Source organism: Kitasatospora sp. NPDC041917, assembly GCF_055589745.1.
In genome coordinates this window covers 1-14,811 of the sequence record NZ_JBVJBI010000061.1, presented here as the reverse complement: position 1 = coordinate 14,811, position 14,811 = coordinate 1, and the positions used below count along the sequence as shown (strand labels likewise).

Here is a 14,811-nt window from a genome sequence, read left to right as displayed (position 1 = left end):
GGTGGTGAGGGCACGCGGTGGTGAGGGCGAACGGCGCCGGTCAGGGACAGCGCCGGTCCCCGAGGACGACGGACCGGGTGAGGTGCCGCGGCCGGTCCGGGTCGCAGCCCCGCGACTCGGCCACCGCGACGGCCAGCCGCTGGGCCCGGACGAGGTCGGCCAGCGGGTCCAGGGCGCCGTCCGTTCCACCGGATCCGGCGACCAGGAGGGCGCCGGCCCGGGTGATGTCCTCGGCGAGCCCGGCGGGCGGCGCGCCGAACACCCAGGCCACCCGGCCCGGTTCGGCGATGCTGATCGGCCCGTGCCGGTACTCCATCGCCGGGTACGCCTCGGTCCAGGCGCCCGCCGCCTCGCGCCGTTTCAGCTGGACTCCTTGTCGCCGTAGTCGGCGGCGACCAGTTTGAGCGTCACCTTGCCGTCGGCGTCGGTGCCGCCGCCGCTGCCATCGCTGCCGCAGGAGGTGAGGGCGAGGGCGCCGAGGGCGCACACCGTGAGGAGGGCCGGCACACGTTTGTCCACCGCAGTTACCGCCTTCGTATGTGCTTGATGAGTGATCGGAGATGCTTGATACACGCTGATTCCGCGCAGATGCGAAAGAGCTTCCTGCGTTAGTGAGTTCATGTCAACCGTTGCGGCGACAGAAACGCCCGGCCGGGAGGCCCGGCCGGGCGTTGCACATGAGCAGGTGCGGGATCCGGGCCTGCGGGGTCCGGACTTTCGGGACCCGGGTCCGTGAGGCCGGCGGCCCGGCGTCAGGCGCGCAGGACCCGTACCCCGTCGGCGGCGATCGCCTCCTCCTGCTCCGCCGTGGCCTCGGCGTCGGTGACCAGGTCGTGGACCTCGGAGAGCGGGCAGATCCGGGCGAAGGTGACCCGGCCGATCTTGCTGCTGTCGGCCAGGACGACCGACCGCGCGCTGCTGCGCAGGAACGCGCGGTCGGTCTGGGCCTCCATCTCGTCGTGCGTGGTGCAGCCCTCCTGGGGGGTCAGGCCGTCCACGCCGATGAACGCGATGTCGAGGTGGTACTGGGCGAGCATCCGGTCGGCGGCCGGCCCCACCAGTTCGTAGCTGGTGGTCCGGGCGATGCCGCCGACCACCACCAGGCGGATGTCCGGCCGGACGATCAGGTCGGCCGCGATGTTGACGGCGTTGGTCACGATGGTGATCCCGCCGCGTTCGGCCAGGACGCGGGCCAGCTCGCTGGTCGTGGTGCCGCCGGTCAGGCCGACCACCGCGCCGTCGGGCACCAACCGGTCGGCCGCCAGGGCGATCCGGCGCTTCTCCGCCTGCCGCGTGCCGTGCTTGTGGCGCAGCGGCAGTTCGAGGTTGACGGCGCCGGTGACCGCCCCGCCGCGGGTGCGGTGCAGCAGGCCCTGGTCGTGGAGTTCCTGCAGGTCCCGGCGGACGGTGGCCGCCGACACCCGCAGGAGCCCGGCCAGCTCGTGCACGTCGGCGCTGCCCGTCTCGGTGAGGTGCGTGAGGATCCGGGAGGTGCGGTCAGCTTTGAGCATGGCGGAAGTCTAGTGCCGTTCGTGCGAGGGACGATCTTTGCGCGGAGCTGCGTGGAACCGACCGGAGGCCGGGGAGCTGCCCCCCGGGGCAGCGGTCCGCCGGCCCGGGCCGGTTCAACGGCCACCGACCGGGCCGGTGCTGTCCCGGACGACGAGCTCGGGGCGCAGCAACTGGATCGAGTTGGCCGGGCTGCCGGAGCGGGTGAGGGCGCGCAGCAGCAGTTCGACCGCTTCCCGGGCCATCTCCCGCTTGGGGATGGCCACGCTGGTGAGCGCCGGTCGGGCCACGCCGACCTCCGGGTTGTCGTCGTGCCCGACGATCGACAGGTCGTGGGGCACGGAGCGGCCCGCTTCCCGGGCGGCCTCCAGCGCCCCCAGGGCGAGGACGTCGTGGGTGGCGAAGAGCGCGGTGATCGTCGGGTCCGCGGTGAGCGCCGCCGTCGCCGCGGCGAAGCCGCCCGCGGGGGTGGGTTCGCGCGCGGTGTGGACGGCGTGGTCGGGGACGGTCAGGCCGTCGCCGGCGAAGGCGCGCCGGAAGCCCGCCACCCGCGGGGCGTGGTCGGGACTGGCGAGCACCGCGACGCGCTCGTGCCCGAGTTCGCGCAGGTGGCGCCCGGCCAGGTGGCCGGCCCGCTCGTAGTCGATGGTGACCACGGGGAAGCGGTCGGGGGCGTCGGTCTCCCAGGCGCACAGGGCGACCGGGAAGGAGGCCTCGGCCAGCAGCGGCAGGTGGTCGATCAGGTCCCGGTCGCCGGCGATCAGCAGCGCGTCCACCGAGCGGCTGGTCAGGCTCGCCAGGTGACGCTTGGCGCGCTCGCCGTCGAGCCGGGTGGTGCAGAGCAGCAGGTGGTAGCCGTTCGCGTCGAGGACGTCCTCGACCTCCTCGACGATGTCGGGGTAGAAGGAGCCCGTCACCGTGGGGACCAACAGGCCCACCGTCCGGGTGGCGCCGGTGGCCAGGGAGCGCGCGACCAGGTTGGGGGTGTACCCCAGTTCCCCGATCGCGGCGCGCACGCGGGCCGCCGTCGCCGGGCTCACGGCCCCCCGTCCCCGGATGACGTTGGAGACGGTCTGCTTCGTGACCCCGGCGCGCTCGGCCACGTCCTGCATCGTCACCATGACTGGATCCTTCGACTTTACCGGTCAACTTGCTTTCGGTGAAAGGTAGGGCACCGGTGAAGGGGCGTCAAGGTCGATCAAACCCCAGCTCCGGTCGGCAACTTGAGAGTCCCTTGCGCAATCGGTGTCGAAGCGACGCAGTCCGGGGCAGGTTTTTGCAAGGACTCTTGATTTACCGGTCAACCCGACCGTATCGTCCCAGCCATCCAGCCGCTCCCCGTCCTCGGGCCCCGGCTGACGACACGTCCGCGCGGCATCTCGCGCCTCCGAGAGGAACCACCCATGGGGAGAACGACCATGCCCGCCGCCCGCATCATCGGGGCGGCCACCGCCGTCGCCCTCGCGCTCGGAGCGAGCGCCTGCGGCAGCGGCTCGGAGGGCGGCGCGAAGGCCGCCGGCAGCTTCACCTACTGGTCGATGTGGCGCGCCGACGAGCCGCAGGCCAAGGTGCTGAAGGCCGCGATCGACGACTTCACCGCCGCCACCGGCGCCAAGGTGGACGTCACCTGGGCGGGCCGGGACATCGCCAAGAAGATCGGCCCGGCGATCGCCGCCAACCGGGCCCCGGACCTGTGGGACGAGTCCGACGACAAGGTCTACGGCACCACCGCCGCGGCCGGCCAGGCACTGGACCTCTCGCCGGTGCTGCAACTGCAGGTGCCCGAGGAGAACGTCCCGGTCTCCCAGGTCGTCCCGGCCAAGTACTTCGACATGCTGCCGAAGGACCCGTCCGGCTCCAACCACTACGTGATCCCGTACGAGGTCGTCACCAACGCCATGTTCTACAACGCGGCCGACCCGGCGATCGCCGCCGCCATGCCCAGTCCGCCCACCGACTGGGCCGGACTGCTCAAGGTCTGCGACGCGCTGAAGACGGCCGGGAAGGCGTGCATCGCCTCCGAGGGCGAGGACCCCTGGAGCAACGCGCTGTACTTCGACTACCTGCTCAACGGGGCGGGGGTGAACGTCGCGCAGCTCGCCGCCGACAAGTCCGGCGCGAGCTGGGACGATCCGGCGGTCCTCGCCGCGGCGCAGCAGGTGGAGCAGCTGGTGAAGGGCGGCCACCTGATCGAGGGCTACGACGCCACCAAGTACCCCGCGCAGGAGACCAACTGGGCGGGCGGCAAGGCCGCCTTCTACATGGACGGCAACTACGTCACCGCCGAGGTGGCCAAGCAGGTCCCGGCCGGCTGGAGGACGGCGTCGATGCTGCCGCCCACCGCGAAGACCCCGGACGCGAGCCTGTTCGGCTTCGCGATCCCCAAGCGGGCCAGGAACGCCGCCGCCGCACAGAAGTTCATCGCCTTCTTCCTGCAGAAGAAGCACCTGTCCGGGATCTCCACCACCGCGCTCAACCTCACCCCGCGCAGCGACATCCCGGCCCCCGCCGAACTGGCCGACGTCCAGAAGGCCCTGGAGGCCCCGACCGTGCGCCTCGGCTTCGACGGGGTGGCCGGCAGCTGGCTGCCCAAGGTCCTGAACGAGAACTACCTGGACTTCTGGCACGGCAAAACCACGGCCGACCGGTTCGTCGCCACGTGCAAGGCCGACCAGGTCACCTACTGGCAGACCCAGGGCTGACGGTGGCGACGACGATCGACAACCCGCCCCGGACGGACGCCGCCCCGGGCCGGTCCGAGCGCGCCGCCCGCTCCGGCGTCGGCCCGCTGGAGCGCCAGCGCCGCCGGGTGTTCTGGCCCTTCACCGCGCCCGCGCTGATCGTGTACGCGGTGCTGTTCGTCGCCCCGGTCGGCTACGCCCTGTGGACCAGCCTGTACACGTGGGACGGCATGGGCGAGATGGAGTGGCGCGGCCCGCGGAACTACCTCCTGCTGTTCCAGGACCCGAGGTTTCGCACCTCGCTGTTCAACACGCTCGAACTGATGGTCGTCGGAGGCACGATCACCTTCGTGCTCAGCTTCGCGCTGACCCTGGTGCTGCGCGAGATGCGGGCCAGGCTGTTCGCCCGGTCGGTGCTGTTCTTCCCCTCGCTGGTCAACGGCATGGTCTTCGGCATCGCCGCCGGGTTCCTGTTCTCGCCCACCGGCCCGGTCAACCAGGCGCTGAAGCTCTTCGGGGTGACCACACCGCCCAAGTGGCTGTCGACGGACAACCTGCTCCCGATGGTCCTGGGCACCCTGGTCTGGACGGCGACCGGCTACTACACCTCCATCATCATGGCGGCGGTCGACCAGATCCCCGACTACCTCTACGAGGCGGCCGAACTCGACGGCGCCGGCGCCTTCCAGCGCTTCCGGCACATCACCCTGCCGTGCGCCTGGGACGTCATCGCGGTCTGCGCGGTGCTGTGGACCGTCAGCTCGGTGAAGATCTTCGAGCTGATCCTGCTCTACGGCGGCAGCACCAACGCCTATCCGCCGGTGAGCAGTTGGAACACCGCCGTGTACGTGTACGCCGAGGCCTTCCCACAGGGCACCGTCCCCCGGCTGGGCACGGCCACCGCCGCCGCGATCGTCAGCCTGGCCATGGTCACCCTGATCACCGTCGTGCTGCGCCGCCTGCTGCGCCGCGAACCGATCGAGTACTGACCCGTCGCGTCCCGGCCCCCCGCACCCAACCGGAAAGGTCCCTCCCGTGCGACGCAGTAACCGACCCACCGGACTCGCGAGCAGGATCGGCACGGCCGCCGTCTGGATCGTCGTCGCCGCCGACCTGCTGCTGGTCCTGTGGATCCTGCTGACCTCGCTGCGCAGCGGCCCCGACATCCTGCGGCACGGCTTCGGCCTGCCGACCAGCCCGGACAGCGGCAACTACACCACCGCGCTCGACGAGGGCGGCTTCGCGCGGGCGGCCCTCAACAGCGTGCTCACCGCCGGCCTCTCCTCCGTGGTCGCCGTCGCCCTCGCCGCCCCCTGCGCCTACGCCCTCGCCCGGCGCCGCTCGCGGACCTCCTCGGCACTGACGATGAGCTTCGCCATGGGCCTCGGCGTGCCCGGCCAGGTCCTGGTGGTGCCGCTGTTCATCGGCCTGTCCCGGGTGGACCTGACCGACAGCGACCTCGGCCTCGGACTGGTCTACGTCGGCCTGGCGATGCCGTTCACCGTCTTCCTGCTGACCGGCTTCTTCCGCGGCATCCCCGGCGTGCTGGAGGAGGCCGCCGTCCTGGACGGCGCCGGCCCGCTGCGCACCTTCGTCCAGGTGGTGCTCCCGGTCGCCCGGGGCGGGCTGGTCACCGCCTTCCTCCTGCAGTTCATCACCGCCTGGAACGAGACCCTGTTCGCCCTCGTCCTGACGAACAGCCAGGGGACGACCACCCTCCCGGTGGCGCTCTCCTCGTTCGTCGCGGCACAGCAGTTCAACGGCCTGGACTTCGGCACGATGTTCGCCGGGGTCTGCATCATCCTCGCCCCGATGATCGCGCTCTTCTCCTGGATGGGCTCGCGGATCATCCAGGGCATGACAGTTGGGATCGGCAAGTGACCTCGACCCTGCGCACCGACCCGCTCCGCATCGACGGGACCCCCGATCCGGTCGGCGGCACCCTGCCGATCCTGCACGGCCTGCCCCGGCAGACCGGCGCCGGCGCCGGGGTCGACGACGAGATGCGCCGCAACCTGGCCTACGGGGTGCCCGACACCCTGCTGCCGTACACCCGGCAGGGCGGGTACGACCGCGTCCGTACCGAGCGCGAACTCCCGTGCGTGGTGCTGGAGAACGAGACCCTCACCGCGACCTTCCTGCCCTCCCTCGGCGGGCGGCTGTGGTCCCTGGTCCACCGCCCCACCGGGCGGGAGCTGCTGCACCGCAACCGGATCCTGCAGCCCGCCAACCTCGCCCTGCGCGACGCCTGGCTGGCCGGCGGGGTGGAGTGGAACCTCGGCGCCACCGGGCACTGGCCGCTGACCTGCGAGCCGCTGCACGCCGTCCGGGTGAGCGCGCCGGACGGCACCCCGGGCCTGCGGATGTACGCCTTCGAGCGGCTGCGGCGCCTGGTGCTGCGGATGGACACCTGGCTGCCCGCCGGCTCCCCGGTGCTCTACGTCCGCATCGCCGTGCACAACCCCGCGCCGACCGAGACACCGGTCTACTGGTGGTCCAACATCGCCGTGCCCCAGGACCGGGACGTGCGCGTCCTCGGCCCGGCCGACCACGCCTTCCACTGCGACTACGTCAGCGACCTGCGCCGGGTGCCCTTCCCGGAGGTCGACGGCGCCGACCGCAGCTACCCCGGCCGGGCGGCGCGCGCCGCGGACTACTTCCTCGACCTCCCCGGCGGCGAACGCCCCTGGATCGCCGCGCTGGACGGCACCGGCGCCGGGCTCGTCCAGACCTCCACCGCCCGGCTGCGCGGCCGCAAGCTGTTCTGCTGGGGCACCGGCACCGGCGGCAGGCACTGGCAGGAGTGGCTCTCCGGCCCGGACTCCGCCTACCTGGAGATCCAGGCGGGCCTGGCCCGCACCCAGCTGGAGCATCTGCCGATGCCCGCAGGCGCCACCTGGTCGTGGACCGAGGCGTACGGGCTGCTGCAGGCCGATCCCACAGCCGTGCACGGGAGTTGGGAAGCCGCCCGGGAGGCCGCCGGCGAGGCGCTGGACCGGTTGCTCCCGCCGCTGGAGCTGGAGCGGGCCGACGCCCGGGCCGGGGAGTTCGGCGCGCCCGAGGAGGTGCTGTCCGAGGGCGGCGGCTGGGCCGCGCTGGAGATCGAGGCCGGTGCCCTGCCCGCCTCGCCCGCCCTGCCCTTCGGCGAGCCGGCGGCCGCCCAGGAACCCTGGCGGCAGCTCCTGAAGACCGGCACGCTCCCGGTCTGCGACCCGCCGGCCGAGCCGGTCACCGGGGCGCACTGGCGGCGGCTGCTGGAGGCGAACGCCACGGACTGGCACGCGCTGTACCAGCTCGGGCTGCTGCGCCTGGCCGACGGGGAGCGGGAGTCCGCCCACGAGGCGTTCGAACGCTCCGTCGCCGTCCAGGCCTCGCCCTGGGCGCTGCGCGCGCTCGCCCTCCTGACCCCGCAAGCGCGGGAGGCCGCCGACCTCATGCTCTCGGCCCACCGACTCCGGCCGGAACTGCGGGAGTTGACGATCGAGACGCTGGAGTCGCTGCGGCGCGCCGAGCGCCCCGCCGAGGCACTCGCGCTGATCGAGGCGCTCTCCCCGGCCGACCGGGCGCACGGCCGGATCAGGCTGGCCGAGGCGGAGGCGGCGCACGCCCGCGGCGACGACGACCGGGTCCGGCGGCTGCTGGCCGAGGGCATCCAGGTCGACACCATGCGCGAGGGCGAGCTCTCCCTGGACACCCTCTGGCTCGCCGTCCACCCCGGCACACCGGTGCCCCCGCAGTACGACTTCCGCATGGCGGACGGCTGACCGCCCGCCTCCCCCGGACCACTCTCCCGTTCCGCACCCCCCACAGCAGGGGCGCAACCGTGCGCCCCGCCACGGAAGAGGAGTACCAGTGCCACCTCTACGCACCCGATGGGCCCGCGTCCTCGCCGCCACCGCCCTGGCGGCACTCGGCGCCGGCACCCTGGCCGCCGGACCGGCGCCCGCCGACAGGCCGTCCGCCGACTCACCTGCCGCCGGCAAACCGGCCCCCGCCACGTACACGGTCTCGGTCGGCAGGACCGGCTCGTACGCCTACCCCGACGACACCCAGGCCAGCCCCTACACCGACAAGGACGGCACCTTCTACTTCCAGCAGTCCCACGCGCTGTACGGCGCCAAGGACTCCCGGCAGTGGGACTTCTTCACCGGCCGGGACTTCGACAGCGCCACCAGGTCCGCCGCGATCAGCGACGCCGTCAACCCCGCCGACCCGTCGGACCGCAACGACGACACCACCGCACGCTGCAACAACAGCCCCACCGGACGGCAGTCCAGCTACGCGCCGCAGGGTTCGCACTACGCCCAGCGGAACTACTGCGACCTGGCCGGGGTCTGGGTCGACCCGGACACCGGGGCCTGGTACGGGCTGGTGCACAACGAGTTCACCCCCCAGCCCTTCGGCGACGGCCTGCACTACGACGCGATCGACTACGCCGTCTCCACCGACCAGGGCCGGACCTGGGCCATCAGGGACCACGTGATCACCTCGCCGTACAGCACCGCACGCGGCGACACCGCGGCCTTCCCGCAGCAGACCTTCTCCTACGGCGACGGCGACCAGCGACTGTTCGTGGACACCGCCTCCGGATACTTCTACGTCTTCTACGGCTCCCGGATCGTCGACAAGGGCGGCAGCTGGGGCGCGTTCCAGCAGCACGTCGCGCGGGCCCCGATGTCCGCCAAGATGGCGCCGGGCAGCTGGCAGAAGTGGTTCGACGGCGCGTGGTCGCAGCCCGGGGCCGGCGGCCTGGAGAGCGACATGGTGCCCGCCGACGGCGCCAACCCCACCGGGTACCTCCCGCCGGCCAAGGAGTACAACCCCGCCAACCCCGGCACCGTCAGCCAGCAGATCGCGGCCGGCACGCTCGCCCCGAGCACGCCGCTGTTCGTCATGAACATCAGCTACGACGCCTATCTGGGCCTCTACATCGGCACTCCGCAGGCCGTCGACCAGAGCGGCAACGCCCCGCAGCAGATCTACGCCACCAAGGACCTGGCCACCCAGAAGTGGACCCTGCTCGGCGACACCGGCAGTTACCACACCGCCTCCTGGTACCGCTGGTTCCTGGACAGCGCCAGCCTGACCGGCGCCACGATCGTCGGCAAGACCTTCAGGTCGTACTGCTCCTTCGCCTGCGCCGGCTCGGACGGCCAGTACGTCGAGCTCACCGTCGGCTCCTCCGCGCCGGCCGCCCCGCCGGTCGACCTGACCAGGACCTACCGGATCCAGAGCGGCAACGGCCGGGTCCTCGCCCAGACCTCCGGCGGCTCCGCCGTCACCTCCACGGCCAAGGCGGCCGGCTCCGCCCGCGAGTCCTGGCGGTTCCTGGCCGAGGGCGACGGCTCCTACCGGATCGTCAACGCCGCCACCGGTCAGCTGCTGGGCGTCGACGCCACCTCGACGGCGGGCCGGGCCTGGGGCGCCGCGCTGACCGCCACCGGCGCCGTCGGCGGGAACGCCACCGTCGGGCAGCAGTGGTTCATGCTCCCCAGCAAGGCCGGGAAGGGCCGGTTCCAGCTGGTGAACCGTTACAGCGGCCTGGTGATCGGCATGTCCGGCACCTCGGGCCGGCTCGCCGAGACCGTGCCCGCCCGCTCCTGGAGCGACACCACCGGCGGCACGGTCGGCGGCGGCCGCACGGCGGCCGAGCAGACCCTCGCCCTCGCCCCGACCGGCACGGCCCCCGAGGCCGTCGTCCTCACCGCCCCCGGCGACCAGGCCGGCACCGTGGGCAAGGCCGCCTCCGTCCAGCTCGGCGCCACCGACAGCGCCGGCAAGCCGCTCACCTTCACGGGGGCCGGGCTGCCCGCCGGGCTCTCCGTCAGCCCTTCGGGTCTGATCACCGGCACCCCGACCGGGCCCGGAGTCTCGAAGGTCACCGTCACCGCCTCCTCCGGCACCGCGAGCGCCTCGGCCGTCTTCACCTGGACCGTCGAGCCGGACCTCAGCGGCAACCACACCCTGACCACGGGCGGCAAGGCCCTCGACGACGCCGACAGCAGCACCGCCGCCGGCAACCCCCTCATCACCTGGACCGCCTCCGGCGGGAGCAACCAGCTCTGGCAGTTCCGCCCCCAGCCCGACGGCTCGTACGAGCTGGTCAACGGCCTCTCGTCGATGTGCGCCGACGTCAGCGGCGGCTCCACGGCCGCCGGCGCCCAGGTGATCCAGTGGCCGTGCGGCGGCGGCGCCAACCAGCACTGGAACGTCCGGCTGACGGCCGACGGCTCCCGCACCGTCACCTCGGCCCACAGCGGCCTGCTGCTCACCACCGCCTCCGGCGCCGACGGCGCCGCGGTGACGCAGGAGCCGGACACCGGATCGCCGCTGCAGCGGTGGTCGATCTCCTGACCCAGGCCCGCAGGACGGTCCCCTGGGGGGCGGACCTGATGCCGGGCTCCCGGGGGCTGTCCCCGGGAGCCCGGCGTTCCCGTCCGACCGGACCGCACGCACGAACGCGGACGGCGCCCGGGAGGAGGTCGGGGCCCGCACGGACGACGAGATCGCCGGTCGGCCCGAGCCGCCGGCAGCGCGTCCTCGCCCCGATTCCGATTCCGATTCCGATCCCGACCCCGGCACGGCTCGATCGACGGCCGTGCCGGGGTCCTCCTGTGGGCCGGGTCAGTGGGACGCGGCCTCGCGGAGCCGCTCGGCGGCGGCCTCGGGGTTCACGTCGGTGACGAAGGCGTCGAGTCCGGATTCCACGCCGGCCAGGTACTTGAGCTTGCCGGGGGCGCGCCGGACGGTGAACAGCTCCAGGTGCAGGGCGAGTTCGTCGCCGCCGTCCTTCGGCGCCTGGTGCCAGGCGGAGATGTACGGGGTCCGGTTCGGCGCGGCGCCGGCGGGAGCGGGGAACAGCCGGTCGAAGCGGCGCAGCAGGTCGAGGTAGAGGCCGGGGAACTCGGCGCGCTCGGCCTCGTTCAGCGCGGTGAGGTCGCGCACCCGGCGGTTGGGGTAGAGGTGGACCTCGTACGGCCAACGGGCGGCGAAAGGCACGAAGGCCGTCCAGTGTTCGCCCCGGAGCACCAGCCGCTCGGGGGCGGTCCGTTCGGCGGCGACGAGGTCCTCGAAGAGGTTGCGGCCGGTGCTCGCCCGGTACGCCTCGGCGCGGCCGATCATCCGGGCGGTGCGGGAGGGAACGAAGGGGAAGGCGTAGATCTGCCCGTGCGGGTGGGCCAGGGTGACGCCGATCTCCTCGCCGCGGTTCTCGAAGCAGTACACCTGCCGGACCTCGGGCCGGGCCGACAGGTCGGCCGTGCGGTCGGTCCAGGCGTCCAGCACCAGGCGGGCCCTGGCCTCGTCCAGGTCGGCGAAGGAGGCGTCGTGGTCGGGGGCGAAGCAGACCACCTCGCACCGGCCGGTGCCCGGCCGGAGGGTGCGCAGGGGGTCGTCCTCGCGGGCGGTGACGTGGGCGGCGGAGTCCGGAGCGAGCGAGGGGAAGCGGTTCTCGAAGACCACGACCTGGTAGTCGGCCGCCGGGACCTCGCTCAGCCGTCCGTCCCGGGAGGGGCAGAGCGGGCACTCGCCGGCCGGGGGGTGGTAGGTGCGCTGCTGACGGTGGGCGGCGACGGTCACCCACTCGCCGAGCACCGGGTCGAGCCGGATCTCGGAGAGGCTCGCGGAGGGTTCCAGCGGGCGTTCGTCCACGGCGTTCCGGACCGTGCCGAACTCCTGGTCGTAGTAGACGAGTTCGCGGCCGTCGGCCAACTTGGTCGCGGTCTTGTGCACCGCTGTGCTCCTTCTGCGGGGGAGTTCGGCCAGCCTGTGCCGATCTCCAACAGAATCAAACATATCCGATCGTTTGTCAACAGGTGTAGACCTGCTGGCAGGTCATCAGGCGCCGCATTCGATCCCTGTTGCGATGAGAAATCCGCAGGTGTTGACTGTGGCGGCCGATGATGTTTGATTATGTCGAAATCAACTCCCGTCCGCCGATGGAGGCATCGACGGGAGCCGACACGACGCATACGCACGACGTACGGGAGCCGAGCAGATGATCGACCGGGCCGCCACCGACTTCGAGGCCGTCCACGGCGCCCGGCCGAGCGGCGTGTGGGCCGCGCCCGGCCGGGTGAACCTGATCGGTGAGCACACCGACTACAACGACGGCTTCGTCCTGCCCATCGCCCTCCCGCACACCACCAGGGTCACCGCCCGCCGCCGCGCGGACGGCCGGGTGCGGCTCCACAGCACCCAGGGCGACGGCACCATCACCGACCTCGCGCTCGACGGCCTGGCCCCCGGGGTCGTCACCAGCTGGGCCGCCTACCCGGCCGGCGTGTTCTGGGCCCTCGCCGAGGCCGGACACACGATCGGCGGCGCCGACCTCTCCGTCGACAGCGACGTGCCGGCCGGCGCCGGGCTCTCCTCCTCCGCCGCCCTGGAGTGCGCCACGGCCGCCGCCCTGAACGACCTGTACGGGCTCGGCCTGTCCGCACCGGAACTCGCCCTGATCTCCCAGCGCGCCGAGAACGCCTTCGTCGGCGTGCCCTGCGGGGCGATGGACCAGATGGCCTCCGCCTGCTGCACGGACGGCGCCGCACTGCTCCTCGACACCCGGACCATGGAGCAGCGCCACGTCCCGCTCGACCTGGAGGCGGCCGGCTACCGGCTGCTGGTGATCGACACCCGGGTCAAGCACGACCTCGGCGACGGCGCCTACGCCGCCCTGCGGGCCGGCTGCGAGCAGGCCGCCGACCTGCTCGGCCTGGCCGCGCTGCGCGACCTGCCACCCGCCGGCCTCACCGCCGCCCTGGAACGCCTCCCCGGGGAACTCGCCCCGCTGGTGCGGCACGTGGTCACCGAGAACCAGCGGGTGGCCGAGGCGATCGAGCACCTGGACGGCGGCCGGATCGCCGCGCTGGGGCCGGTCCTGACGGCCGGACACGCCTCGCTGCGCGACGACTTCCGGGTCTCCTGCCCCGAGACGGACCTCGCGGTCGAGGCCGCCGTGGCCGCCGGGGCGCCGGGCGCCCGGATGACCGGCGGCGGCTTCGGCGGCTCCGTCATCGCCCTGGTGGCCACGGCGGACGTGACAGCGGTCGCGGACGCGGTGCGGTCGGCCTTCGGCGCCGCGGGCTTCGCCGCACCCGTCGTCTTCACCGCCGTCCCCTCGCCGGGGGCGCGGCGGCTGGCCTGACCGGGCGCGGTGCCCCCGCCCGGTCAGCCGGCGGCCGGTACCACGACGAGTTCGCCGACCGCGTCGGCGAGCACGCTGCGGGCCGCCGCCGGGAGGGCGTCGTCGGTGATGAAGCAGTCGACCTCCGTCAGGGTCGCGAAGCTGCTCAGGCCGACGACGCCCCACTTGGTGTGGTCGGCGACCACGACAGTGCGGCGGGCCGAGGCGATCAGGGCCCGATTGGTCTGCGCCTCGGCCAGGTTGGGCGTGGTGAGTCCGGCCTGCTCACTGACGCCGTGCACGCCGAGGACGAGCAGGTCCACGTGGAGCGTGCGGATCGTCTGGTCCGCGAGGGCCCCCACCAGCGCCGCGGAGCGCGTCGGCGCCCCACCGGTCAACAGCAGCGACGGAACGGCCTCCGCTCCGTCGCTCTCCGCCGCCCACAGCAGGTCCGCGATCCGCAGGGAGTTGGTCACGACCGTCAGCCCCGGGACCTCCAGCAACCGCGAGGCCACCGCATAGGTGGTGGTGCCCGCGGACAGCGCCACCACGCTGCCCGGCTCCACCCGCTGCGCCGCGGCGTCGGCCAGGGCGGCCTTGGTGCCCTCCTCCAGCCCGGACTTCACGTCGAAGCCGGGTTCGTCCGTGCTGGCGGTCCCCACCGCGATGGCCCCGCCGTGGACCTTCTGCACGTCTCCCTGGCGTACCAGTGCGTCCAGGTCGCGGCGGATCGTCATGTCCGACACGCCGAACTGCTCGACCAGCTCGGCGACGCGCACCGCGCCGGCCTTGCGGATGGCCTCCAGGATCAGCGCCTGGCGCTGCGGGGCGAGCAAACTCTGATCAGCCACGAAGGCCCTTTCGATCGAACGGGTGCCTGACCGCTCCCGCGTCCTCCGGCAGGCCGACCCTGCCACGGTCCGGACGTACCGGTGCCACCGCCGAGGGCCGGGCTGGGCGCCGGAGCGTTCGCGTCGGTGACCGGGGAGCCGTCGGCCGCGACATGATCCAGTATCCCAGGACCCCGGCGGGCCCCGTCCCGACCGGTCGGCCGGTACGGCGGGGGCCCGGCCGCACCGCACCGGGAGGACGCGCAACCGCCGGTGCCGCCGGCAGGGGCGGCACCGGCGGTTCCGGTCGCGGTCCGGCCGACCCTCGGCGGCCGACCGCTCGTTCCGCCTCCGGCCGGGTCCGGACCGGCTGCCACTGTGTGGCGGGCCCGGCCAGGACCTCCGTCCGAGGCGGACGTCATGGGGGACTGATCACCGGGACACCCGGTTCGGGAGTTCGCGGTTCGGCCCCGATGGGGGAGCCGGCCCGGCGCCGCACGCGTCGGGCCGGCTCAGGGACCGGTTTCCCGCGCGCCGGGCGGTGGGGCGCCCCGCGCACGGGAGACCGGGCTCAGGCGGGCAGTCCGACCGCCCGCTCGCGGTTGCGGCGCTGCTGGATGACGACGGCGGCGACCAGCAGGGAGCCCTGGGCGACGTTCTGCCAGAAGGC

General features: G+C 73.2%; 11 protein-coding genes and 1 pseudogene. 6 read left to right on the top strand and 6 right to left on the bottom strand.

Annotation, left to right across the window (positions count from 1 at the left end; genetic code table 11):
• Positions 1 to 40 precede the first annotated feature (40 nt).
• From ACZ6EM_RS37710 to ACZ6EM_RS37695, 4 genes and pseudogenes are all read right to left on the bottom strand, one after another.
• Positions 41 to 364 (bottom strand): annotated as a pseudogene (locus ACZ6EM_RS37710) (SIS domain-containing protein); the annotation flags it as partial.
• Positions 361 to 519 (bottom strand): hypothetical protein, encoded by a 159-nt coding sequence (locus ACZ6EM_RS37705; RefSeq protein WP_401052967.1) that lies wholly within the window; start codon positions 517 to 519, stop codon positions 361 to 363. The pseudogene ACZ6EM_RS37710 and the gene ACZ6EM_RS37705, both read right to left, overlap by 4 nt.
• Before the next feature lie 233 nt (positions 520 to 752).
• Positions 753 to 1,511 carry a DeoR/GlpR family DNA-binding transcription regulator gene (locus tag ACZ6EM_RS37700; protein WP_380541865.1) on the bottom strand — a complete coding sequence of 253 codons (759 nt, stop codon included), beginning with the start codon at positions 1,509 to 1,511 and terminating at the stop codon, positions 753 to 755.
• Positions 1,512 to 1,625: 114 nt separating this feature from the next.
• Positions 1,626 to 2,630: a LacI family DNA-binding transcriptional regulator gene (locus ACZ6EM_RS37695; RefSeq protein ID WP_380352787.1), complete on the bottom strand. Its 1,005-nt coding sequence runs from the start codon at positions 2,628 to 2,630 to the stop codon at positions 1,626 to 1,628.
• Between the two features lie 282 nt (positions 2,631 to 2,912).
• Between ACZ6EM_RS37695 and ACZ6EM_RS37690 the strand changes: the two genes are divergently transcribed.
• The 5 genes from ACZ6EM_RS37690 (at position 2,913) to ACZ6EM_RS37670 (ending at position 10,544) form a co-directional block, all read left to right on the top strand.
• Positions 2,913 to 4,211: an ABC transporter substrate-binding protein gene (locus tag ACZ6EM_RS37690; RefSeq protein ID WP_401053316.1), complete on the top strand. Its 1,299-nt coding sequence runs from the start codon at positions 2,913 to 2,915 to the stop codon at positions 4,209 to 4,211.
• 2 nt (positions 4,212 to 4,213) lie between these two features.
• A complete protein-coding gene (locus ACZ6EM_RS37685; RefSeq protein ID WP_401053314.1) occupies positions 4,214 to 5,179 on the top strand; it encodes a carbohydrate ABC transporter permease in 966 nt (321 codons plus the stop codon).
• Between the two features lie 46 nt (positions 5,180 to 5,225).
• On the top strand, positions 5,226 to 6,071 hold the full coding sequence (locus ACZ6EM_RS37680; protein WP_465774411.1) for a carbohydrate ABC transporter permease: 846 nt from the start codon (positions 5,226 to 5,228) through the stop codon (positions 6,069 to 6,071).
• On the top strand, positions 6,068 to 7,954 hold the full coding sequence (locus ACZ6EM_RS37675) for a DUF5107 domain-containing protein (protein ID WP_452180017.1): 1,887 nt from the start codon (positions 6,068 to 6,070) through the stop codon (positions 7,952 to 7,954). The genes ACZ6EM_RS37680 and ACZ6EM_RS37675 overlap by 4 nt, the downstream gene beginning before the upstream one ends.
• A gap of 88 nt (positions 7,955 to 8,042) precedes the next feature.
• Positions 8,043 to 10,544 (top strand): RICIN domain-containing protein, encoded by a 2,502-nt coding sequence (locus ACZ6EM_RS37670; protein WP_465774410.1) that lies wholly within the window; start codon positions 8,043 to 8,045, stop codon positions 10,542 to 10,544.
• Between the two features lie 270 nt (positions 10,545 to 10,814).
• Here the strand turns inward: ACZ6EM_RS37670 and galT are convergent, their stop codons facing one another.
• Positions 10,815 to 11,921, bottom strand: coding sequence for a galactose-1-phosphate uridylyltransferase (gene galT / locus ACZ6EM_RS37665; protein ID WP_465774409.1), 1,107 nt, complete (start codon positions 11,919 to 11,921; stop codon positions 10,815 to 10,817).
• A 265-nt stretch (positions 11,922 to 12,186) separates the two neighbouring features.
• Between galT and galK the strand changes: the two genes are divergently transcribed.
• A complete protein-coding gene (gene galK, locus ACZ6EM_RS37660; protein WP_465774408.1) occupies positions 12,187 to 13,332 on the top strand; it encodes a galactokinase in 1,146 nt (381 codons plus the stop codon).
• Between the two features lie 23 nt (positions 13,333 to 13,355).
• On the opposite strand, the gene ACZ6EM_RS37655 is transcribed toward galK, so the two are convergent.
• Positions 13,356 to 14,162, bottom strand: a complete 807-nt coding sequence (locus tag ACZ6EM_RS37655) for a DeoR/GlpR family DNA-binding transcription regulator (protein ID WP_465774407.1) — start codon at positions 14,160 to 14,162, stop codon at positions 13,356 to 13,358.
• Between the last annotated feature and the right edge of the window lie 649 nt (positions 14,163 to 14,811).